General features: G+C 71.9%; 17 protein-coding genes and 10 pseudogenes. 14 read left to right on the forward strand and 13 right to left on the reverse strand.

All coding sequences use genetic code 11. The features are described 5' to 3' along the window. The 4 genes and pseudogenes from UG55_RS08890 to UG55_RS34250 all read left to right on the forward strand — a co-directional run. Entirely contained in the window at positions 1 to 204 is a 204-nt protein-coding gene (locus UG55_RS08890; RefSeq protein WP_066065573.1) for a hypothetical protein, read from the forward strand. Between the two features lie 222 nt (positions 205 to 426). Then, on the forward strand, positions 427 to 1,014 hold a 588-nt coding region (locus UG55_RS34240; protein ID WP_242424024.1), incomplete at its 3' end, for an amidohydrolase family protein. Position 1,015: 1 nt separating this feature from the next. Continuing rightward, a pseudogene (locus tag UG55_RS34245) lies at positions 1,016 to 1,562 on the forward strand (amidohydrolase); the annotation flags it as partial. A 1-nt stretch (position 1,563) separates the two neighbouring features. After that, positions 1,564 to 2,076, forward strand: a pseudogene (locus tag UG55_RS34250) (amidohydrolase family protein); the annotation flags it as partial. A gap of 395 nt (positions 2,077 to 2,471) precedes the next feature. Here UG55_RS34250 and UG55_RS08900 read toward each other — a convergent pair. Continuing rightward, positions 2,472 to 2,678: a cold-shock protein gene (locus UG55_RS08900; RefSeq protein WP_066065576.1), complete on the reverse strand. Its 207-nt coding sequence runs from the start codon at positions 2,676 to 2,678 to the stop codon at positions 2,472 to 2,474. 304 nt (positions 2,679 to 2,982) lie between these two features. On the opposite strand from UG55_RS08900, the gene UG55_RS08905 reads away from it, so the two are divergent. Further along, the gene (locus UG55_RS08905) at positions 2,983 to 3,168 is read left to right on the forward strand and encodes an AlpA family transcriptional regulator (protein WP_066065580.1); all 186 of its coding nucleotides are present in this window, start codon (positions 2,983 to 2,985) and stop codon (positions 3,166 to 3,168) included. A 338-nt stretch (positions 3,169 to 3,506) separates the two neighbouring features. Next, entirely contained in the window at positions 3,507 to 4,037 is a 531-nt protein-coding gene (locus tag UG55_RS27085) for a septum formation family protein (RefSeq protein WP_199865084.1), read from the forward strand. Here UG55_RS27085 and UG55_RS08915 read toward each other — a convergent pair. From UG55_RS08915 to UG55_RS08925, 4 genes and pseudogenes are all read right to left on the reverse strand, one after another. Then, on the reverse strand, positions 3,971 to 5,191 hold the full coding sequence (locus UG55_RS08915) for an amidohydrolase family protein (RefSeq protein ID WP_066065588.1): 1,221 nt from the start codon (positions 5,189 to 5,191) through the stop codon (positions 3,971 to 3,973). The genes UG55_RS27085 and UG55_RS08915 overlap by 67 nt on opposite strands. Positions 5,192 to 5,451: 260 nt before the next feature. Next, the coding region (locus tag UG55_RS08920; RefSeq protein WP_242424025.1) for a CoA transferase at positions 5,452 to 7,294 on the reverse strand (1,843 nt) is incomplete at its 5' end. A 1-nt stretch (position 7,295) separates the two neighbouring features. Further along, positions 7,296 to 7,815: pseudogene (locus tag UG55_RS34255) on the reverse strand (CoA transferase); the annotation flags it as partial. 134 nt (positions 7,816 to 7,949) lie between these two features. Then, positions 7,950 to 8,981, reverse strand: a complete 1,032-nt coding sequence (locus UG55_RS08925; RefSeq protein ID WP_066065591.1) for an LLM class flavin-dependent oxidoreductase — start codon at positions 8,979 to 8,981, stop codon at positions 7,950 to 7,952. Positions 8,982 to 9,279: 298 nt separating this feature from the next. Here UG55_RS08925 and UG55_RS08930 point away from each other — a divergent pair, with 298 nt between their 5' ends. The 4 genes and pseudogenes from UG55_RS08930 (at position 9,280) to UG55_RS08940 (ending at position 11,835) form a co-directional block, all read left to right on the forward strand. Further along, positions 9,280 to 9,714: a Zn-ribbon domain-containing OB-fold protein gene (locus tag UG55_RS08930; protein ID WP_066065676.1), complete on the forward strand. Its 435-nt coding sequence runs from the start codon at positions 9,280 to 9,282 to the stop codon at positions 9,712 to 9,714. Further along, positions 9,711 to 10,637: thiolase family protein (locus UG55_RS08935; RefSeq protein ID WP_242424026.1), on the forward strand; the 927-nt coding region annotated here is incomplete at its 3' end. The genes UG55_RS08930 and UG55_RS08935, both read left to right, overlap by 4 nt. A 1-nt stretch (position 10,638) precedes the next feature. Continuing rightward, positions 10,639 to 10,901: pseudogene (locus tag UG55_RS34260) on the forward strand (thiolase C-terminal domain-containing protein); the annotation flags it as partial. 100 nt (positions 10,902 to 11,001) lie between these two features. After that, entirely contained in the window at positions 11,002 to 11,835 is an 834-nt protein-coding gene (locus UG55_RS08940) for an SDR family NAD(P)-dependent oxidoreductase (protein WP_066065598.1), read from the forward strand. A 221-nt stretch (positions 11,836 to 12,056) separates the two neighbouring features. Here UG55_RS08940 and UG55_RS08945 read toward each other — a convergent pair whose 3' ends face one another. The 6 genes and pseudogenes from UG55_RS08945 to UG55_RS34275 form a co-directional block, all read right to left on the reverse strand. After that, the gene (locus UG55_RS08945) at positions 12,057 to 12,677 is read right to left on the reverse strand and encodes a cutinase family protein (RefSeq protein WP_066065679.1); all 621 of its coding nucleotides are present in this window, start codon (positions 12,675 to 12,677) and stop codon (positions 12,057 to 12,059) included. Between the two features lie 405 nt (positions 12,678 to 13,082). After that, a complete protein-coding gene (locus UG55_RS08950; protein WP_066065601.1) occupies positions 13,083 to 14,081 on the reverse strand; it encodes a MaoC family dehydratase in 999 nt (332 codons plus the stop codon). Beyond that, positions 14,078 to 15,367, reverse strand: coding sequence for a CoA transferase (locus UG55_RS08955; protein ID WP_066065604.1), 1,290 nt, complete (start codon positions 15,365 to 15,367; stop codon positions 14,078 to 14,080). The genes UG55_RS08950 and UG55_RS08955 overlap by 4 nt, the downstream gene beginning before the upstream one ends. Before the next feature lie 259 nt (positions 15,368 to 15,626). Continuing rightward, positions 15,627 to 15,871 (reverse strand): annotated as a pseudogene (locus UG55_RS46905) (MFS transporter); the annotation flags it as partial. A gap of 1 nt (position 15,872) precedes the next feature. After that, a pseudogene (locus tag UG55_RS34270) lies at positions 15,873 to 16,814 on the reverse strand (MFS transporter); the annotation flags it as partial. Between the two features lies 1 nt (position 16,815). Further along, positions 16,816 to 17,201: pseudogene (locus tag UG55_RS34275) on the reverse strand (MFS transporter); the annotation flags it as partial. Positions 17,202 to 17,796: 595 nt separating this feature from the next. Between UG55_RS34275 and UG55_RS34280 the strand changes: the two are divergent. From UG55_RS34280 to UG55_RS08970, 3 genes and pseudogenes are all read left to right on the forward strand, one after another. Next, on the forward strand, positions 17,797 to 18,324 hold a 528-nt coding region (locus tag UG55_RS34280; RefSeq protein WP_313954595.1), incomplete at its 3' end, for an ABC transporter substrate-binding protein. Between the two features lies 1 nt (position 18,325). Next, positions 18,326 to 18,957: pseudogene (locus UG55_RS34285) on the forward strand (ABC transporter substrate-binding protein); the annotation flags it as partial. 278 nt (positions 18,958 to 19,235) lie between these two features. Further along, on the forward strand, positions 19,236 to 20,708 hold the full coding sequence (locus tag UG55_RS08970; protein ID WP_066065611.1) for a DHA2 family efflux MFS transporter permease subunit: 1,473 nt from the start codon (positions 19,236 to 19,238) through the stop codon (positions 20,706 to 20,708). A 50-nt stretch (positions 20,709 to 20,758) separates the two neighbouring features. On the opposite strand, the pseudogene UG55_RS34290 reads toward UG55_RS08970, so the two are convergent. Together UG55_RS34290 and UG55_RS08975 are read right to left on the reverse strand one after the other, a co-directional pair. After that, a pseudogene (locus UG55_RS34290) lies at positions 20,759 to 20,894 on the reverse strand (TetR/AcrR family transcriptional regulator); the annotation flags it as partial. A 1-nt stretch (position 20,895) separates the two neighbouring features. Then, positions 20,896 to 21,319: pseudogene (locus tag UG55_RS08975) on the reverse strand (TetR/AcrR family transcriptional regulator); the annotation flags it as partial. Positions 21,320 to 21,666: 347 nt separating this feature from the next. Between UG55_RS08975 and UG55_RS08980 the strand changes: the two are divergent. Next, entirely contained in the window at positions 21,667 to 22,116 is a 450-nt protein-coding gene (locus UG55_RS08980; protein WP_066065617.1) for a peroxiredoxin, read from the forward strand. Positions 22,117 to 22,188: the final 72 nt, after the last annotated feature.

The following is a 22,188-nucleotide window of genomic DNA, read 5'->3' on the forward strand; positions in this document are numbered from 1 at the left end:
ATGTGCGTCGTCGCCGACGAGCGGGCGGCGGGCACGGGCGAGTGGGCCTACGACGCCGTCAACGAGGTCCACTTCGACGACGTCGACGGGCTGCGGGTGCGGGTCGAGTGGTTCCGCGGAACCGCCGCGGGCGGAACCGACACGGACCTGTTCGCCGAGCCGGAGTTCCTCGCCGTCCGCGAAGAGGTACTCCTCGGCTCCTGATTGATCGGAGTAGGGCCGGACTGGACCGGACTGGACCGGGCTCAGGCCGGTGCCCGGCATCGCCGCGCGCTGCCTGCCGCGCGCCGCGCGCCGCCCGCCTCCTGCCATCCCGCGTTCCGCCCGACGACCGGATGCCTCGAAAAATAAGTGAGCATTTGCTATCTTCGGGGGGATCGTTGCTCACTGGTGACCGATCCTGGCTGGTAACCGATCGGAGTGTCGATGGACCTGTTGCTGCGTCAGGCCTCGTTGGTTGACGGAACGGGCGCGCCCGCCCGCGCCGCCGAGGTCGCGGTCAGCGGCGGCCGGGTGGTCGCCGTCGGCGCGCCCGGCGAGCTGACCCCGGCGGCCGATACCGAGGTCGTCGATCTGGGCGGGCTCACCCTCGCGCCCGGCTTCATCGACGTCCACACCCACTACGACGCCCAGATCCTCTGGGACGGTGATCTCACCCCGTCGAGCTGGCACGGCGTCACCAGCGTGATCATGGGGAACTGTGGTTTCGGAGTGGCCCCGACCCGCCCCGAGCACCGCGACACCATCATGCGGATCCTGGAGAACGTCGAGGGGATGTCCCTGGACGCGCTCGACTCCGGGATCAACTGGTGCTTCGAGACGTTCCCGGAGTATCTCGCGGCGCTGGACAGCCGGCCCAAGCGACTCAACGTGGGCGCCTTCCTCGGCCACTCCCCGCTGCGTGCCTTCGTCCTCGGCGGCGACGAGCGCCCGGCCACGCCCGAGGAGATCGGGCGGATGCGTGAGATCGTCCGCGAGGCGCTCGACGCCGGTGCCCTGGGCTTCTCGACGTCCNGGCAGCCGGCACACCAGGGCGCCTACGGCCGGCCGGTGCCGAGCCGCTTCGCCGAGGTCGACGAGGTCTACGCCCTGGTCTCGGTGCTCGGTGAGCTCGGTCGGGGCGTCGTCCAGGTCTCCATCGGCCCCGGCCTGTTCGTCGACCAGTTCTCCGAGCTCGCCACCCGCTACAACGTGCCCGTGACCTGGACGGCTCTGGTCGCCCGCGCCGACAAGCCGGGTGCCGCGCTGCGCACGGTCGAACGCGGCGCCGCGCTGCCCGGTGAGGTGTACCCGCAGATCGCGTGCCGTCCGATCGTCATGCAGATCACGATGGACGACCCGGTGCCGCTCGCCGAGATCGACGAGTGGAAGGAAGTGCTGGCCCGCCCGCGCGCCGAACGCGCCGACCTCTACCGGGACGCGGCCTGGCGCGACCGGGCCCGCCCGGCGACCCTGGCCGCGTGGGCCCACCGCTGGCCGAAGATCGATGTCGAGGAGACCGGCGCGCACCACGACGCCGTCGGCATCCCGCTGGAGCGGCTGGCCCGGGAACGTGGCACCACNCCGTTCGACCTGCTGCTCGACCTCGCCCTCACCGACACCGAGCTGACCCGTTTCCGGGTGGTCCTCGACAACGACGGTGACGCCGAGATCGGCGATCTGCTGGCCGACCGGCGCACCCTGCTGGGGCTCTCCGACGCCGGCGCCCACGCCAGCCAGCTCTGCGACGCCTGCTACTCGACCCACCTGCTCGGCCACTGGGTGCGCGAGCGCGCCGCGCTGTCGCTGGAGGACGCCGTCTGGCGGCTGACCGGGCATCCGGCGCAGGCGTTCCGCGTGCCGGAGCGCGGGCTGGTGAAGGAGGGCTTCCACGCCGACCTCGTCGCCTTCGACCCGGCCACCGTGGGCACGACCCCGGTGGAGCGGGTGCGTGACCAACCGGGCGGCGCGGACCGCCTGGTCGTGCGCAGCACCGGCATCGAGCATGTGTGGGTCAACGGTGTCGCCACCCGCTTCGGCGGCAAGGACATCCCCGACGCGGCCCCCGGCAGCCTGCTGCGCGGTCGCGGCGCCTGACCTCGGCCGGATGCACCCTCGGCCGCGATCCGGACCACCAGCCCGCGGCCGGCGGACTACGCGGCACCCAGCGGATTACGCGGCGCCCGGCGGACAGCGACAAGCCGGGCGTCGCCCGGGCCACTCAAAGAGTTGGCAACCAGCTGCGGCATTTGTTTGTTGCCGGCCACGGTGATTACCTGTGGCGGAGCCGTTGCATTTGCCGACGGCCCGCCTGATGACCGGTGTATTGGGGTCATCTCCGGCGTGCCCGGAATAAGAGAAGAACGACAGGTCTGGAAACAGACCGACGGCGGGGTGAGCCGGTAGCCACCCCGCCGTCGTCAAGCCTACGCGACCTTATGGAACCCGACCTTTGGTCACCCGCCGGCCGAGCTGGTCACGATCCACGTGCGTCAGTTGAGAGGCTGCACCTGGGCGGCCTGCGGACCCTTCTGGCCCTGCTCAATGTTGAACGAGACGCGCTGGCCCTCTTCGAGGGACTTGTAGCCGTCTCCGACGATCGACGAGAAATGGGCGAAGACGTCGGGGCCGCCGCCATCAACCGAGATGAAGCCGAAGCCCTTCTCCGCGTTGAACCACTTCACAGTACCTTCGGACAAGATTCTTCCTCGTTCCCCTGCTACGGCACACCCGCGTGGTGTCCCGGTCGTGCGCCGACGATCGCATTAGCGACCGTCCCGATGCCATCCTGATGGTGACCGGCAGCACCAGGTAGAAGAGCAACGGGTCCACCGTACACCGCCGGTCGCCGTCGCGGGGAGAGTGACAGCAATGTGGCACCCGTGGCGCGCCGCCGGGACGGGACGAAGCGGGCGGCGGTGACGGTGGGAAGCGGGCGGCGGGGAGCGCGGGCCCATGGGCGCGTGGTTCAGGTGCCCGGGTGGTCGGTCGTACCATCGAGAAATGGCCGAGGGTGATCTGTGGACGACCGCGGACATCGCTCGCAGGCTCGCGATCTCGACCGAGCGGGCGCGGCGTCTGTGTCAGCGGGCTGATTTTCCCCGGCCCGTCGAGTCCGCGCCGTTCTTCGATCTGTGGCGGGCGTCCGACGTCGAGGCCTGGCTGGTCGAAGGCCGGCTCGACGGCTGACGCGGGCCAGTGTGCCGGGCCGGGTGCCGGGCAGCCACAGCCGGTCGCCGGCCCATCTCGCGGCGCTTTTTCCGGTTCTGCTCTACTGATCCCTGCTCTTGATCCCTGCTCTGCGGCGGAACGTAGCCGATTCGCCGCCCTGAGCGGTCGGACCGCGCTCGCGCTGATCAGCGTCGCCCTGCTCGTCGGCACCGTTTACACGTTCGCCAGGCCGTTGGGTGGCGACGGCCGGGCACCACCCTGCCGGCCGCTCCACCGGCCTCGCCGGCCTCAGGGGAGCCGGGCGAGGACTTCGGCCCGGATCTCGCAGTGCCCCTGTCGGAGTTCAAGCCCGGCTGGTGCTACCGCTGGCCGCAGCAGGCGACAGAAGCGACCGTCCAGCGCCGCACCCCACCCCGTCGCAGTGGGGCGATACAGCTGACCGCCACTGCGCTCCCCTCATCGCCCCTTACCTGGGCTATCCGCTCGATCCCCGCGGACGTTTCGGTACGGGCGTCATCCGACCCCTGCGGCCGGAGTGGGACGCCGGTGACCGGGGAGAAGGTGGTGCTGAGCCCGTTCCGTGCGAGCGGGAGCACCACGCCGAGAGCATCGGCGTGGTGGCCCTGCCGCGGCTGGCGGGCGCCCCGCCCTCGACGGAGCGGTTCCGCGAGTTCGCCGAGGCCGCCTGCGCGCCCCTTTTCGCGCCCTACCGGGTGGGTGGGGACGTCGACCTGACCGTGCGGGTCGGCTGGTACCCCATCCACCCTGGGAGCTGGGCGGCGGGGACCCGCTCCACCACCTGCACGGCCAGGCTCGTGGGTCAGGCCTGGGCGGCCTGCGGCGCGGACTGGTCGCTCGGCAGCGGGTCGGCGATGCCGAGCAGCTGAGCGGTGTTGCCGCGCAGGATCTTGCGGGTCACCAGCGGTTCGCAGGTGTCCAGCCGCCCGATGTAGTCGGCGGGCTCGCGCAGGCCCTCGGGATGCGGGTAGTCCGAACCGAAGAGGACCTGGTCGGGGCCCACGATGCTGATGAGGTCGTGGACGTCGTCCTCGGGGAACGGGCAGACCCACAGGTGCGTGGCGAGCATCTCGCTGGGGCGGGCGTCGAGCGCCCCGCCGATCATCGGCCCGCGCCGGCCGAGGGCCGCGGCCTTGTCGACGGTCTTGAGCAGGTGCCGGACCCAGTTGCTGCCGTTCTCGATGGAGACGATCTTCACCTTGGGGTGGCGACCGAAGAGATTGTGCAGGGTCAGGGCCATCAGGGTGTCGACGATCGGCCGCTCGGTGTTGCACAGGGCCCACTGCAGCGGCGACTGCCGGTGTGACGGGTTGTTGGGGTCCTCCGACCACAGGCTCCCGAAGGCCAGGTTGTAGCCACTGTTGGAGACGTGGAAGACGACCCCGACCCCGGCCTCGGCGACGGTCGCCCAGAAGGGGTCGAACATCGGGTGGGCGGGGGAGCGCCCGCCGACCGGGCCGGGGCGCAGATGCACCAGCCGGGCACCGGCGGCCAGCACCCTGTTCAGCTCGATCATGGCGTGGTCGAGGTCGAGCAGCGACAGCATCGGGACGGCGAAGATCCGGTTCTCCGCGGCGTAGCCCCAGTCCTCCTCCAGCCAGCGGTTGAACGCGCGCAGGCTGGCGTAGGTGAGCTCGACGTCGTCCACCATGTCCTGCTCGACCGCCACGCCGAGGGTCGGCAGCATGATGGTCGCCTCGACGCCCTGCTCGTCCATCAGCCGCAGCCGGGCCGGCCGCTCGATGAAGGCGGGGTGGTCCTTGGCGTTCAGGACCTCACGGTGGGTGAAGCCGTCGGCGACCTCGCCGACGAACAGGCCCTGCAGTGCTCCGGGCGCGGAGGCGTAGTCGCCGGGCATCACGCTCATGAACGTGCGGCGATCCCCGATGAACACCCGGCCGAGGCCGTCCGCGCCACGCCTGACCCGGACGGTCTGGTCCTTCCAACGGGACTCGATGTGCCGGGAGAAGCAGTCGTCGGGTTCGTAGTAGTGGCCGTCGGCATCGATCAGCTCGTAGTCCACCGAGCCACCTCCGCGATTCTTAGTGAACACCCGCTCATTATTCCGGAACCTGGAGTCGGTGCGCCGGTCGCTGCGGGCTTACGGTGCCTGCCTGATCCTGGCTCGCCCAATCCTGTGGTAAGTGAGCATACACTTTTTCCGTATTGGGTCCAGACATCACCGCTCACCCGGCGTACCCGCACTGCGCCGGGCTGCCCACACCTGGCTGCCCACGCCGGGCTGCCCACACCTGGCCGGCACGTCTGGTCCGCCGCATCTGGTCAGCCGCCGCGCATCTGGTCGACGCCGGCCTGGCGGACACATTTGCTGGCCAGCAGATTGTTGATCTCATCGGCGGAGAAGCCGAGCTCGGCGAGAACCTCCGTGCTGTGCTCACCGATGCCCGGCAGCATCGGCCCGGGCCCCGCCAGCGAGCGGGGGCCGTAGCGCAGCAGCGTCCCGATCTGCTCGAACCAGCCCCAGTCGGCCACCTCGTAGGACGCGACCCGGCCGAGCTGGCGGTTCACCGGGTCGTCCAGCACCGCTCGGCGGAACCCGTCCCGGTCGAGCTCGTCGATCAGCTCGGCGCGCAGTCCGTGGGCCCGCAGCCGCGCTACCCAGTCGGCCGCGGGCGCGGTCGCGAAGACGGTTTCCAGTGCCTCTTCGGCCTGCCGGGCCACCGCGTCGTCGGCGCCGCCGCGCAGCGGTGCGTACACCTCCGGCACCGCGGAGAGGCCGACAGCCGGCCCACCGGTCGCCGGCAGCGGTGCCGGCAGGGTCCGCAGGCGCTCCCAGTCGGCCCGGTCGGGCAGGACGAGCGCGAACCATCGGCCGTCCTGACCTGCATAGATGCGGTAGCCGGGGCCGTAGCCGGTCTGGGCCGCGTCCAGTGCCGGGGCGGGCACCGGACTGCCGTCCCGGAAGAACACGCCGCTCTGCAGGAGCATCCCGGCGCCGAGCAGGCTGGTGCGCACCAACTGCCCCCGGCCGCTGGCCTCCCGGGCGTACAGCCCGGCGAGGATGCCGGCCGCGGCCACCCAGCCCCCGGTCATGTCCAGCGGGATCCAGGTCGGGGCCACCGGGTCGTTGCCCGTTCCGCCGACAGCCTGCTCCAGCCCGGTCAGCGCCTGCATCAGCGCGTCGTTGCCCGGGTGCTTCGCCCGCGGCCCGGTGGACCCGAAGGCACTGGCGTGGCAGTAGACGGCGCGTGGGTTGAGCGCGGCGACCGTCTCGGAGTCGATGCGCAGCCGCTCGGCCACCCCGACGCGGAAGTTGTGCAGGACGACGTCCGCCCACCGGATCAGCCGCTCGACGACGGGCCGCGTCTCGGCCGCGCCCAGATCCATGGCCAGGCTCCGCTTGCCGCGCTGGCAGGCGGCCACCGCGTAGGCGGCGGCCCGCATGGCCTCGCCGCCCGGCGGCTCCACCTTGATGACGTCCGCGCCCAGGTCCGCCATGACCTGCGCGGCGAGCGGACCGGCGACGAAGGCCGAGAAGTCCAGGACCCGCACCCCGCTCAGGACCAGGGCGGGGGAACCGCCCGGCAGCGGCGGCGGCCCGGCGAGATCCGCGAGATCGTCGGTGTCGTCGGTGTCGTCGGTGGCGGTGGCGGTGGCGGTGGTGTCGGCGGTGGCCGGAGCCGGTCGGGTCGTCGGGTGGACCGAGATCGGTGATCCGACCGTGACGTCCTCGTGGCCGGCGTCCGAGCGGGTCACCGCCAGGCCGACCTCGGCCAGGTGCGGGTCGGCCAACGCCTCGCCGGGGCGCAGCACCGGCTCGCAGGCGATGCCGGCGGCGCGCAGCCGGGTAAGCCAGTCCGCACGAGGCCGCAGGGCGAACGGCGAGCGCCAGCGCAGCGCGCGCTCGTTCAGCGCCCCGGTCATCTGGTCGGCGTAGTAGCCCTCCGCGCTGGGGGTGTCGCCGAGGACCTCGATGAGCCGCGCGTACATGCCCTTGCCGCCGAACCACACCTGCAGCAGCTCGCCGTCCGCGCAGCGGTAGAGGAAGTTGGGGAAGGTGGAGCCCTTCTCCCAGTACGACTCGATCTCGGTCGCGGCGCGCTCGGAACGCCCGATCATGCAGCCGAGGGTGGCGAGCAGCCCGTCGTAGAGGGAGGTCTCCGCCNAGCCGCCCCGCCCGGTCGCGGCCCGGCGGCGCAGCAGCGCCAGTGCGGACGTGGTGAGCAGGAACGCGGTGCCGCTGCCGGACGCCTGCGCGTCGACGAAGATCGGGCCCGGCCGGTGCCCGGCGAGCTGCGTGCAGAAACCGGCCCGCGCCTCCACCAGCAGCCCGAAGTCCTCGGTGGTGCCCCTGGACGTCCGACTGGGCCGGCAGCGGACATACACCAGGCCCGGCAGCTCGGCGGTGAGGTCGAGATGGCCGAGCCCGCGCCGCTCGACGAGCTCCTCGGGGCCGTAGACGAACGCGACGTCCGCGCCGCGCAGCAGCTCGCGGATCTGGGCGGCGTCGTCGGTGGTGACCAGCTGCTTGTCGCGGTGCCAGACCTGGCCCCAGGCAACCCCCCGGTCGATCTCGGACGTCGTCGTGCCGACCACCCGGACGACCCGCGCGCCGAGGTCGGCGAAGATCATGCCGGGCGCGCCGCCGGCCAGGCCGAGGCCCAGGTCGCTGGTACCGACCGCCACCTCGACGACCGTGAGCCCCGCGCACGGGCGCTCCTTCTCGCGCTCCGGCCTGACGGCCGCCGGCCCGCCGGTCGCCGACGAGCCGTTCGCCGACACGCCGCCCGCCGGCCTGCCGGGCTCCGTCGCGGGGGCGGTCATGACGCGCTCGCGGCGGCCGGCGCGGCCAGCTGGGCCGCCGGGTCGGCCGGTGCCGGTGGTGCTGTCGGTGGTGCCACCAATCTCGGCAGCACCTCCTCCGCGGCAAGCCTGATCACTTCGAGGGTGTCCTCGTGCGCGGCGGGAGAGATCACGAAGTGGCGCACACCGGCGTCGACGTAAGCCTGGAAGCGGGCGGTGACGTCCTCGGGAGTGCCGGCCGGGGCGATGCGCTCGAGCATCCCGCCGGGCTTGTTCCCGTAGGCGCCACCCAGGAAGGAGTCGACGTCCCGGCGCGCCCGGTCACCGTCGTGGCGGATCGAGCAGTACACGTAGAGCATCCACTCGAAGCCGTCGCCGTCGAGGTCACGGCCGGCGGAGTCGGCGTGGCCGCGGATGGTCTGGACCGTCCGGGCGTAGGCGTCCGGGGACATGAGGTAGGGCATCCAGCCGTCGCCGAGGCGGGCCGCCCGGCGCATGGCCGGGCCCTTGCGGCCGGAGATCAGCAGCGGTGGCCCGCCGGGCTGTGGCCCGCCGGGCCCCTGCGGGGTGCCTGCGCCGCGCAGCGCCACCGGCCGCAGGTGGACGTCGTCGAAGTCGAAGAACCTGCCGTGATGGCTCACCGGCTCCCCGCTCCACAGCGCGCGGAAGATCTCCAGGGTCTCGTCGGTGCGCGCGCCGCGTTCGGCCACGGGAACGCCGATGGCGTCGAACTCGTGCTGGAACTCGCCGCCGACACCGACGCCGATCGAGAGCCGCCCGCCGCTGTGGGCGTCCAGGTCGGCGATCTGCTTGGCGGCCACGACCGGCTGGTAGAAGGGGGCGACCAGGATCGCGGTCCCGACCCGGACCCGTTCCGTCCAGGCCGTCATCAGCGCCAGCCGGGTGATCGCCTCGCCGGTGCCCGTCCGGGGCAGGATGTGGCCGCCCTGCCAGACGGAGGCGATGGGGAGGCGTTCGGCGGCGGCGAGCCACGCCCGGTCCGGTTCGGGGAGGGCTGCCGCTCCGAAGACGATGTCGTTGCCTGGCACCGAGGGCTCCTAACGGACGTCCGGTCGAGCACGTACCGCGGCCGGCGGGAGGCCGGCCCGGCCCGGTGTCTGCCGGCGCCGGTGCGGGGCAGAGTGGATACGGGCCGTGAAACCGACTTCCGCGGCCCGCCGGTTGCGGATTGCCGGCGCGCACAGCCGAGCTTGCGTGGCAGAATAGCGGAGTGAGCGTACACTTTTTAGTGGTACGAGGGGAAGTTCGGCCGGTGCCCGAAGCCCCCAGGCCAGCGGCATGACCGCCGCTGTGGGCGCACCGGGCCCGGTGGGTATACCGCCCGCCGTGACGGAGGAGACCGAGCCGTTCTGGGAGGCCGCCCGCGAGGGCCGGCTTCTCGTCGAGCGCTGCCCGGCCTGCGCCGCCGAGTCGTTCCCGCCCTACGGCATCTGCCGGGCCTGCCGCGGGCGCCCCGTCGAGTTCGTGGAGATCACCGGCCCGGGCCGGATCTACAGCTTCACGGTCAACCACCAGCGTTGGCTGCCCGGCCTCGAGGTGCCCTACGCGATCGTCCTCGTCGAGTTCCCGGGGCATCCCGGGGTACGGGTGGCCGGCCGGCTGCGCGGCTGCGCCCCGCAGGACGTCGCCATCGGCGCCGAGGTCGAGATCGGCTTCGAGCCGGGCCCCGGCGGTTTCGCCGTGCCCAGCTTCGTCGCCGTGCCCAGCCCGCCCGGCCCGCCGGGCCCGCCCGGCTTCACCGCGGCGGAGGGGGCGGCATGACGGGCGCTGACCCGAGCGAGCGGCGGGCCGTCATCTCGGGGGTCGGGCAGTCCGCCGTCGGGCGGCAGATCGACCGCTCCGGCTTCCAGCTCACCCTCGACGCGGTGCTCGCCGCGATCGCCGACGCCGGCCTGACCGTGGACGACATCGACGGGCTCGCCATGTTCCCGGGCGGCGGCAAGGCGAACCTGCCCGGCTACGCCAACGGCAACCTGTACGAGATCCAGGACGCGCTGCGGATCACGACGTCCTGGCGGCAGGGCCAGGTGGAGGGCATGAGCCTGCCCTTCTACGGCCCCGCGCAGGCGGTCGCCACCGGGCAGGCCCGGCATGTCGTGATCTGGCGGACGGTGAAGGAGGGCAGCGCGGCGCGCAACGCCGGCGGCCGGCCGGCCTACGGCTCCATCCACCCGGCCGCCGAGGGCCCGCTGGCCTGGCTGCTGCCGATCGGCGCGCTCTCCCCGGTCTGCCAGGTCGCCCCGTACGCCACCCGCTACATGCACGACTACGGCGTGACCCGCGAGCAGCTCGCCTGGATCCCGGTGACCCAGCGCGCCCACGCGGCGCTCAACCCGGACGCCGTCTACCGCACCCCGCTCACCGTGGACGACTACCTGGCCTCCCGCATGATCTCGACGCCGATCTGCCTCTACGACTGCGACGTGCCCGTCGACGGGGCCACCGCGATCGTCGTCTCCGCCGCGGAGACCGCCGGTGACCTGCGGGCTCCCGTCGCGATCGAGGCGATGGCCGGGGTCGTCGACGGACGTCCGTCGTGGGAGCAGTGGGAGGACCTGAGCCGGGTCGGGTACGCCACCGCGGCGGCCCTGTGGAACCGGACCAGCCTGCGCCCCGCCGATGTGGACGTCGCCCAGCTCTACGACGGCTTCATGATCGAGGCGGTCTGGTGGCTGGAGGCGATGNGGTTCTGCGGAACCGGCGAGGGCGGCGCCTTCGTCGAAGGTGGCAAGCGGATCGCGCTCGACGGCGAGCTGCCGCTCAACACCTGGGGCGGCCAGCTTTCCGGCGGGCGCCTGCACGCGGCGTTCGGGCACACCGCCGAGGCGGTGCGCCAGCTGCGCGGGGAGGCCGGCGCCCGGCAGGTGGCCGGCGCCGAGGTGGCGGCGGTGACCAACGTCGGCGGCTACGAGGCCGGCGCGGCCCTGCTGACCCGCTGGCGGGGGTGACCCCGCGACGGGCGTCCGGCGGCGACCGTGAGTGGTGACGGCCAGGCACAACCAGACACAACCAGGAACGACCAGCGGCGATGACCAAGGGAGACGGCGGATGCCACGCGGAACTGGACGGGTCGAGGGAAAGGTCGCCATCGTCACGGGGGCCGGCTCCACACCGGGGCCGGGCATGGGAACCGGGAAGGCGAGCGCGATCGTGCTGGCCCGGGAGGGCGCCAGCGTCCTGCTCGTCGACCTGCACCCGGAGCGGGCCGAGGAGACGTTACGGCTGATCGAGGACGAGGGCGGCAAGGCCAGGGTGTTCGCCGCGGACGCCACCCGGGCCGCCGACTGCGAGGCGATGGTCGCGGCGGCTGTGGACACCTTCGGGACGGTGGACATCCTCGTCAACAACATCGGCATGGCGTCACTGGGCACCGTGGTGGACACCTCCGAGGAGGCCTGGGACCGCAGCCTCAACCTGAACCTGCGCACGGTCTTCCTGGCTTCCAAGTACGCGGTGCCGGTGATGGCCGCCCAGGGCGCCGGTTCGATCGTCAACATCTCGTCGATCTCCGCGCTGCGGGGTGACGGCACCATCGCCTACTCGGCGGCCAAGGGCGCGATCCTCGCGATGACGGTCGACATGGCGTACTCGCACGGCAAGCAGGGGATCCGGGTGAACGCGATCGCGCCCGGCCACATCACCACGCCGATGGTGAACTCGGTCGGCGGCCAGGACCCGCGGGCCGATTTCCGCACACGGCTGCGGAACGAGGCGGGCCTGCTCGGAACGCCGGGCACCGGCTGGGACGTCGGCTGGGCCGTCTCGTACCTCGCCTCCGACGAGGCGCGCTGGGTGACCGGCGTGACCCTGCCGGTGGACTCCGGGGTCCTCACCGTCGCCCCGCTGCTGATGGCCGAACGCCTGCGCGCCGTGCAGGAATAGCGGGAATAGCGGGAACAGCGGGAACAGCGGGTAAGCGAGAACAGCGGGCATGCGGAAATATGCCGGGTGGGATCAGCGACGTGCTGGAAGGTCGGGGCCGGTGGCCCGGAGCCGAGTCTCGACGACGGGTCGGCGAGGAATTCGTCCGCGGAGCATGGGCGAATTCGTGACGGGTCGGCCCGGGGCCGGCCCCGACCTCAGTGCGGAATGTTCTCCGCCGGTCAGCCCAGGGCACGCACCTTCTGGGCGGCGAAGGTGGCGCCGTTGGTCGTGCTGCCGTCGAACCCGTAGGTGAGGTGCGCGTACACGTTGAACCCGGCCGCGCAGACCGGGTCACCGAGGTTGCAGAACTCCTTGGCCTTCGGGCCGTACAGCGGGCTCACCGTGGTGATCTTCTGGCCGTAGAGGGCCAGCGGATTGCCGAACACGACGACCGCGGCCACCCGCGGGGCCAGGTTCGTCGGGATGGTCTCGCCCGAGCCGAGGAGGGTCGGGATCCCGATCGAGATGTCGGTGACGCTGGCTCCCTGCGAGTACCCGCCGAGCACGAACTTCGTGTTCGGGCAGGACGCGGCCACCGACCGGACGTGCCGGGTCATGTCGGTGGCGCCGGCGCCAGCGGAGAGCTGGGCCACGTCCGCCGCGTAGTTCACCGCGTAGGAACTCACCGACTTACCGCTGAGATTCTGCTTCAGCGAGTTGACGAACGGCGTTCCGGTGATCCCCAGCCCGGGGAGCTCGCCGCTGCCGCGGGCGAAAACGACGTCGACGTCGGAACAGGTCGCCGCGACAGCGGGACTCGCGGCGATCCCGGCACCCATCGTGCCGGCGGTCGCGGTCATCGCCACTGCCAGGATCTTCTTCTTCCAGGAACGGATGGGCCTCACGTGCGCCTCTTCTCCCGGAAATGCATCACCCTAATTAGGCAGACGCATTTCCGACCATTCCCCCCCATACGAAGGACCTTGCATTCGGGAAACTAGCGTCCGTCCTGTGCGGGATCAACAGGTACCCCCACGGGTTCAGCCTAAGGTGCCGTCACGGCCACGTAGCGCCACCGCTGGGTGGGTGTGCCGCTCGCTGACACCGTCAGTACCGCGCAGACAGTCGGCGGATCCGCACTCTCGGTGCGAGCCCGACTACCCGAACTCGCCCGCCGCGAACAGGCGTGGCCGGCTCCCCGCCGCATCACCGGGAGCCGGCCACGTCCGTCAGCGGGGCCGTCGGCCGGGCCCCGGTTGACCCGATCAGGGAAGGACGGCCACGAACCTCCAGTCGAGGACCTCGCGGGCGGGCTCGCCGTCGGCGCGCACCCGGGAGCGCAGGCTGACGAGACCGCCGCCGGCGGCGAGCGGCGTCAGCTCCTCCACGGTGACCTCGCTGCGCAGGGTGTCGCCCTCGTACACCGGGCCGACGTGGTCACACCCGTGCCAGCCCGCGACGGTCACCAGCGTCGGCAATGCCCGTGTGACCTGCGCGAACGCCAGGCCGATCGTGTGCCCGCCGTACACCAGGCGGCGCCCGCCGCCGGCCGCGCTGTCGTGGTGCACCTGCGCGATGTTGAGGGTGAGCCGGGCGAGTTCCGGCGCGCTCGACACGACGTCGCCGCCGCCGACCCGCCAGCTCTGCCCGGCCGTCAGCTCGGCGAAGCGCGGGCCCTCGATCGCGGCGGCGAACCGGGTGAGGTCCCAGCCGCCGACGACCGCGGCGAGGTCGGCCGCGGCCGGCTGGATGCCGACCTCGTCGACGTCGTCACGGTGCCCGGTGGCCCGGTCGGGGTCACGCAGCGGCAACATCGCGCACCGCCAGAAGTCCAGCACGGGACGTGCCCGCTGGTCCACGGTGGTGATCCGCAGCACGGCGAGTCCGGTGGGCCGCCGGCCCGGCCGCACGCTGTTCTGCCGCAGCGCCACGACCTCGGTGGACGTCCGCAGCGTGTCGCCGATCTCGGGGTTCCGCCGGAAGACCAGCCCCCGGTAGAACAGGTTCGCCTTCACGTGGTGGGTGACGACGGTGGACTGGCCGATGGCGACATCCCAGACGACGTTCGGCGGGGCGAGCGTGGTGCCGCCGGTCACCTCGGCACACAGCGCCGCGTCCAGCGCCAGCGCGAGCCGGCCGCCGACGATCGAACGGTGGACGTCGACCAGGCCGGGGGTGAGCGTCACCCCCGGCGCGGAGCGGAACGCCTGCCCGACGGCCAGCTCGTCGAAGTAGGGGCCCTCGGCGACCGTCCCGATCGTCAACCTGTCGCTCCTGTCGCTCCTGTCGCTCCGGTCGCTCCCGTCACCTCGGCTCCGGCCGGCGACGGCGGGGAGATCACACCGCTGTCGACCAGGCGCCCGATCTCGGCGTCGCCCAGCCCGAGCACCTCGGCGAGGACGGCCGCGGTGTGCTGGCCGAGGCGCGGGGCCTCGCCGGGAGCACCGTACTCGCCGTCCCACCGCAGCGGCGAGCGCGCGGTGATGGCGCCGACGGCTCCCCGGGAGGGCTCGGCGGCCGGCAGTTCGACATCCGCGAGCAGGGGCACCGGGTTCGCGGCGTGGGCGGCGGCGACGTCCGCCATGCCCTGGTAGCGGCCCCACAGGACCCGGGCCGCGTCCAGCTCCCCCGCGACCTGGGTGTAGTCGCGTCCGGCGAACCAGGGGCGCAGCACGGCCGCGATGGTCTCGCGCAGCCGGTAGCGGTCGGCCTCCTGGGTGAGGTCGGCGTCCAGCGCGGTCTCCAGCGCCGAGAAGACCTCGCCGGTCTTGGTCACCGAGCACAGCGCGGCCCACTGGCCCTCGGTGAGCGCGACGACCATGACCCGGGCACCGTCGCTGCAGGTGAAGTCGACGCCGAAGCTGCCGTACACGTGGTTGCCGTGGCGGGGCCGGTCCCGGCCGCGGACGGCCGCCTCGGACAGCCAGCCCAGATTGGCCACGCCGGCCAGCGCGACGTCCGACAGGGCCAGCTCGACGAAGGCGCCGGTACCGGTGCGGTCGCGCTCGCGCAGCGCGGCTAGCACGGCGGTCGACACGCTCAGGCCGGTGATGTAGTCCCAGGCGGGCAGCACGTGGTTGACCGGCGCGCCGCCCTCCTCCCGGCCGGTGATGCCCGGCAGGCCGACCTCGGCGTTGACCGTGTAGTCGACGGCCGGCCGGCCGTCGGGGTAGCCCTGGACGCGCACGTGGACCAGGTCGGCCCGGCGGGCGGCCAGCGTGTCGTAGGCCATCCAGCGCCGGCCGACGACGTTGTCGACGAGGATGCCCTGCTCCGGGCCGGGGGCGGTGACCAGCGCCGTGACGAGTTCCTTGCCCTCGGCGGAGCGCAGGTCGATCGCGACGGAGCGCTTCCCCTTGTTCAGGGACGTCCAGTAGTAGCTCTCACCGGTGGGCGCCACCGGCCAGCGCTGGAAGTCGCTGCCGCCGCCGACCGGGTCGATCCTGATCACGTCGGCGCCGAGCTGGGCGAGGGTCAGGCCGCCGGTCGGGCCGGCGACGAAGCTCGCGCACTCCACCACCCGCAGCCCGGCGAGCGGCTGCCTGGTCATGCCGCCNGCCGGTGTGCGCGCGGGTCCGGGGTGGTGCCGCGGGGCGCTGCCAACTGCATGCGGTTACCGCCATCCTGTCGAAGGATCCACCGGCCCACGCAGTGATCACGTGCTCAGGGCGCTGGCGCTGGCGCCGGACGCGGACGCGGACGCGGAGGCCCGTGACGATCCAGGCTATCTGTACACCTTCTATCAGAATTCGGTGGTCGGCATAGATATTCGGGAGGATCTCGCGCGGTCAGCGACCAGGCCGCCGCCGTCAGGAGGTCGCGGCGCCCGCTTCGGGCCTGGTCATGACCGTCTTGCCGCGCTGACCGGGAACGACATTGCGCGCCTTTTCGGCATGGTCGGTCTTTTCGTTATTGTCCGTGTTGTCGGCATTGTCGGCGGCCATTGCCGACCGCCTCGGAATGGCGAGGGCGAGGAGGCAGGCGGCGAGCGCGGCCGCGGCGCCGATCAGGAAGCCGACCCGCATGCCGGTGAGCGAGGGGACGGCACCCGACCNGAACGCGACGGTCATGTTGGCCAGGACCACGCCGATCACCGCGCTCGCGGTGGACGTCCCGATCGAGCGCATCAGCGTGTTCAGGCCGTTGGCGGCGGCGCCCTCGGACGCCGGAACCGAGGTCATGATCAGCATGGGCATCGCCGCGTAGGCGAGCCCGACCCCCAGGCTGATCACGGCGGAGACCACGAGGAGGCCCCAAGGGCTGGTCATCAGGCCCTGCGCGAGGAGGTACCCGACGGTCATGATGCCTGCGCCGGTCACCAGGGAGACCCGCGGCCCGCGGGCAGTGATCAGTCGGCCGGCCAACGGTGACGCGGCCATCATCACCAGGCCACCGGGGGCCATCCACAGCCCGGTGGCGACCAGCGACTGGCCGAGGCCGTGCCCGGTCTCCTTCGGCAGCTGAAGGAGCTGCGGGGTGATCAGCGACATGGCGTACATCGCGAAGCCCAGCACGGTGGACGCGATGTTCGTGAGCAGCACCGGCCGCCGGCTCGACGTCCGCAGGTCGACGAGCGGGGCGGCGACGCGGGTCTCCCACCGGCCCCAGACCAGCAGGAGGACGGCGGCGGTGGCCAGCAGGCCGAGCGTGGTCGGGCTGAACCAGCCCCAGGTCGTGCCCTTCGAGACCGCGAGCAGCAGGGCGACCAGCCCGCCGGAGAGGGCGAGGGCTCCGGGCAGGTCGAAGGTGCCCTCGCCGCGGGTCCGGGACTCCGGGATCAGGAAGGTGATCAGTACGGCGAGCAGGCCGGAGGCCACGAGCGATCCCCAGAACAGCACGTGCCAGTCGAAGTTCTGCGCCACGATCGCCGCGATGGGCAGGCCGAGCGCGCCGCCGATCCCGAGTGAGGAGCTCATCAGGGCCATGGCCGGGATGAGCCGCTTCGCCGGGAGCAGGTCGCGCATGATGCTGATGCCGAGCGGGATGATCGCCAGGCCNAGGCCCTGGAGGGCGCGGCCCATGACGATCGGCACCAGCGAACTGCTCAACGCACAGGTCAGGGAGCCGGCGGCGAGGATGTAGGCCGAGACGAGCAGCATGCGTCGCTTGCCGAAGAGATCACCCAGCCGCCCGAAGACGGGGTTGGCGACCGCGCCGGTCAGCAGGGTGGCCGTGATGGCCCAGGAGGCGTCCCCCGCACTGCTGTTCAGCAGCCGGGGCAGCACCGGGATCAGCGGAACCATCAGCGTCTGCATCAGCGCGACGATGACGCCGCTGGCGGCCAGGACGGCGACGATCACGTTGGTTCGGGACGGGTCCTCCGTGACTCCGGGCCGCCTCCCGGGAGCCGGCCCGGAGCTGCCGCGGACTTCGTTGGACACCATATGCACCCCAACAGATAGCTGTATCGTACAACTATGTGTATCACGCACATCGGTGGAAAGTCCGTGTGCGAACCCTGGGTGCTTGGTCACACCTCACCCGGCCCGCCTCGCCCGGGGGGGCCGGCGCTGCGGGCGTGGGCCTGACGGAGCCCCCGCGCGGCGGGCGAAAGGCCGGGATGGAAGGCCGGGACGGAAGGCCGCCCGGACCCGGTACCTCCTTTGTCGTTCCGCGTCCGGACTGTCTCTTAGGGTGATTGACCGGTCTCCGTGCCGATCTGAACGCTCACGCTTCTTGGAGTGCGGTCAAGATGTCGACTCGGGTTGAAAAGCGACATATCTGCCCTGGTCAGGGGTGTGGGTGTGACCGCCCGGAAGGTCCACTACTATCCTGCGGCAACAACCTGCCACGCTCGCGGCTGCCAGCCGGCCATGAGTAGATCATCGGAAAGTGTGAGCGATCCAAAGCGATCGGGGTCCCGGAAAACGGGGCTCGGGGCAGCCGACGGCGCCGGCCCTGGCGCCGTAACCGTATTCACAGGGGGATCTCATGCGCAGGCACCGAGCCGCCGGAGTCTTAGGCGTGGCAGCCGCCATCATGTTGGCTGCCGTAACCAGTTGTTCCACCCCGGGTGCGGGCGCGGAGGCGAATGCCTCCTGTGACAGTCCGGGTGTCACCGCCGATGAGGTCAAGATCGGCTTCATGTTCTCCAACTCGGGCACGGGCAGTGAGGCGCTCTCCTCCGCCCGGGCCGGACTGGACGCCCGGATCGGGCTGGCCAACGCGGCCGGCGGGGTGAACGGGCGCACGATTGTGTACGACTGGCGGGACGACCAGACCTCGGCCGCGGCGAACGAGCGGGCGGCGGAGGATCTCGTGCAGCACAGCGGGGTCTTCGGGCTTGTCACCGTGACCTCGTCGAACGGTGAGACGCCCGAGAAACTGAAGCAGGCCGGTATCCCGGTCGTCGGCCTCGCGCAGCCGGGCTACGGCCAGTACCCGAACTGGTTCACGAACCTCTACGAGGCGTCACCAGAAACGATCGGCCGCTACCTCCGGTCACGAAACGGGCACAAGGTCGCCATCGTGACCACTGGTTCGTCGACCTATGTCCAGGAGTTCGCCNAGCGTTATGGCGCGGCATTCCGCAGCGTCGGGCTGGACACCACGGACACCATCACCTTCGAGTCGAAGAGTGACAGCCCGGCCCGCATCGCGCGGCGGATCGCGGAGAGCCGGGCGGACACGCTCATCGGCTTCACCACTCTTGACGACTTCGCCCAGGTCTCGCAGGCCGTCCGGGTCGCGGGCGTTCCGTTGGTGGCCAGCGTGTCGCTGTCCGGCTATGACCGCGGCACGCTCAGCAGCATGGGGCCGCAACTCGTCGGGGTGTCGTTCCCGGTCTACTTCCATCCGTTCGAGGGCGGCGGCGAGGCGATCGACCGCTACCGTGCGGCGATGACCCGGTACGCACCGGAGACCGCGCAGCCCGAACAGCAGTTCGCGATGTACGCGTACGTCTACGCCGACATGTTCCTGACCGGACTCGAACTGGCCGGCGACTGCCCGACCAGGGAGGGCTTCATCAGTGAGCTGCGCAACGTGCACGACTTCGACGCGGGTGGGCTGATCGAGCCCGTCGACCTCAGCAACAACGCCACCACTCCACTCCAGTGCAACGCGTTCGTGCAGATCGACCCCACCGGTTCTGCGTTCCAGGTCGTGGAGGAACGGCTGTGCGCCAACGGGACCTCCTGATCCGCTCCGCGGCGAGGTGGCGGGCCGGCGCGGACTGAGTGGCCGGGCGGCCTGCGATGACCGCCCGGCCGGGCGGTCGGCCGGGCGGCCGGGCGGCCGGGCGGTCGGGCTGGAGCCGGGGGACGCTGTTCCCGGCCGGCGGATCCGGGTTTGACGGACCAACCAGGGCTCCCTCATAGTGAGGTTTCCTCACTATGAGGGCTCGATCATCGTCGGGTCCGCCGATCAACGCTGCCGTCCGTGCCATGCCGTCGCCGGGCTGGCCGGAAGGAGCCCGGATGGGCGTTACGCGCCGCCCCGGACCCGACCAACGGGTCGTCGTCGCCGCACTCTTCGTCGCGACGATGTTCATCACGATCATGGACACCACGATCGTGAACGTGGCGCTCCCGTCCATCGGCCGCGATCTCGGCGTCGCCGCCGACTCGGTCGACGAGATCGTGATCAGCTACCTGGTCAGCCTGGCGGTGGTGATCCCGGCCTCCGGCTGGCTGGCGGACAGGTTCGGCACCCGCCGGGTCTTCCTCGTCGCGCTCGCCGTCTTCACGGTCGCCTCGGGCCTGTGCGGGCTCGCGGGCAGCGTCACCGAACTCGTGCTGTTCCGGATCCTGCAGGGCATCGGCGGCGGGCTGCTCACCCCGGTCGGCATGGCGATGCTCTTCCATGTGTTCCCCCCGGCGGAGCGGGCGCGCGCCGCGCGGATCCTCGTCGTACCCACCGTCATCGCGCCCGCGGTCGGGCCGGTGCTGGGCGGGGTGCTCACCGATCAGGCGTCCTGGCACTGGGTCTTCCTGGTCAACCTGCCGATCGGGGTCGTCACGTTCCTCTTCGGGGCCCTCTTCCTGACCGATCACCGGCGGTCGTCGACCGGCCCGTTCGACACAGTCGGTTTCGTGCTGTCGGCCGGCGGGTTCGCGCTGCTTCTCTACGCGCTGTCGGTCGGGCCGACCAAGGGCTGGACCTCGACCGCGACGCTGGCCACCGCGGCTGTCGGCGTCGTCGCGACCGGGGCGACAGCCTGGTGGGAGCTTCGTCACGCGCACCCGCTGCTCGTGCTGCGGCTCTTCGGCAACGGCCTGTTCCGCAGTGTCAGCCTGACCCTGGGCGTGATGTTCATGGCCTTCATGGGCGTGCTGTTCCTGATCCCGCTGCTCATGCAGACGGTGCGAGGGGCCAGCGCGACGACGTCCGGTCTCGTCGTCTTCCCCGAGGCCGTCGGAGTGCTGGTCGCGACCCAGATCGCCGGCCGCCTCTATCCGACGGTCGGGCCGCGCCGGCAGCTGATGGGTGGTCTGGTCGTCATCGCCGCCGCCAGCGTGGCGATGGGTCTGGTCGATGTGAACGTCTCGCTGTGGGTCCTGCGGGCACTGCTGTTCGTCTTCGGTTTCGGCGCCGGCTTCGTGATGATGCCGGCGCAGGCCGCGGCCTTCGCCACGATCGCGCCCGTGCAGAACGCCCAGGCGTCCGCGCTGTTCAACGCGCTGCGCCAGCTCGCGGCCGCCCTCGGCGTCGCGCTGGTCTCGACCGCGGTCAGCCTCGCCCGGCCCGCCGGCGTCGACAACGGGTCGAGCACGGCCGGTGGCGCCTTCCAGTGGGGGTTCTACGTCGCGGCGGCCCTGGCCGTGCTGGGGCTCGCGGTCGCGGTCCGCGTCCGCGACGCCGACGCGGCGGCGACGATGGGTCGCCCCGGTGCTCCGGCCCCCGCGGCGGGCAGAGCACCGGGCACCGGGCCGGTCACCGACGAGATCTGACACCGACGAGATCTGGCACCGATGGCACCGCCCGGACGGTGCCGGCGGTCTCAGCCGCCGGCGAGCCGGTGCAGGCCCGCGCGGATGCGCTGCAGCGGCATCCCGCGGGAGGTCATCAGGTAGTCGACGACGTCGGCGCGCAGGGCCGTGAACAGAACGTGTGCCAGGTAGTCGGCGTCCTCGGTGNGGCGGGCCGCGGCGATGCGCCGGGTCAGCTCCGAGATCCAGTAGCGGCTGGACGCGTTGGCGTAGTAGGCGTTCGGCCCGCGGTGCTCGAGTGCCCGGATCAGGGTGCGGTTCGCCACCACGAAGTCGAGCAGCGCGTCGAGGTAGACGCGCAGGGCGTCGGCCGGCGCGGCACCGGGCCCCAGCGGGGGAGGGCCGTGCTCGACCTGCTGGCTCAGGGCATTGACCCGTGGCTGCAGAACTGCTTCTATCAGCGCCGTACGGTCGCCGAATCGCCGGAAGACGGTGCCTTTGCCGACTCCGGCGGCCTCGGCGATGTCGCTCATCGACACCATCTCGGCACCGTCGCGGTCGAACAACTCCGCCGCCGCGGCCAGGATGGCCGCGCGGTTGCGGGCAGCGTCCACGCGCTCCTGCACACTCATCCGCGCACCTCCTGCTGCTGCTGGCCTGAGTCCTGTTACCGGGCTGGGTCCGGTCCGGTGCGTACCGTAGCGGTTGCCGTTGCCGGGGTCGTCGTCCCGGGCGCCCGAGGGCGCCGAGCGGTGGTCATGCGGGACGGACTGTTGTCGTCCCGTGGCCGCATTGCCGCATGGCCGAGGCAATCTTGCCAGGATTCTTCCCCAGATGTTCCGGTGGTGGGTGGTGGCGTCCCTCGCAGCGGCGGGGGCGCTCGTCGCCGAGGGCCGGCGGGGGAGGTGGGAGGATGTTCCAGGTGGCGGAATGCCGGGATTTCCGGTCCGCCGGGCGCGGCGCATGGCGAGGAGCGGGCATGAAGGCAGGGGACCGGATCGGTGACATTTCCGGAGTGGACGAGGCCGGTAACCGGCTGGTGCTGTCCGACCTGTTGGCGAAGGGGCCGCTCGTAGTCTTCTTCTACCCGGCCGCGATGACACCCGGTTGCACGAAGGAGAGCTGCCACTTCCGGGACCTCGCGGCCGAGTTCGCGGAGCTGGGCACCAGCATTGTGGGCATCAGCGCGGACGCCGTCGAACGCCAGGCGGAGTTCAGTGCGAAGCACACGCTCGGCTTTCCGCTCATCGCCGACACCGACCGCGCGATCGCGACCGCGTTCGGCGTGCGCCGCCGAATCGGCCCGAACAAGCGGGCCTCGTTCGTCATCGGCACCGACGGGACCGTCCTGGCCCGCATCGACTCCGAGTTCGCGATGAACAAGCACGCCGACGAGGCGCTGGCCGTGCTGCGGGCCGCACGGGACTGACCGGAGTCGGCAGGCGCGCGGCCCGGTCGAACCAGCCGATCCGGTGCGCGGCTTGCGCCGGCCGGGCTCGTG

Origin of the sequence: Frankia sp. EI5c (assembly GCF_001636565.1) — a bacterium.
Classification (GTDB): domain Bacteria; phylum Actinomycetota; class Actinomycetes; order Frankiales; family Frankiaceae; genus Parafrankia.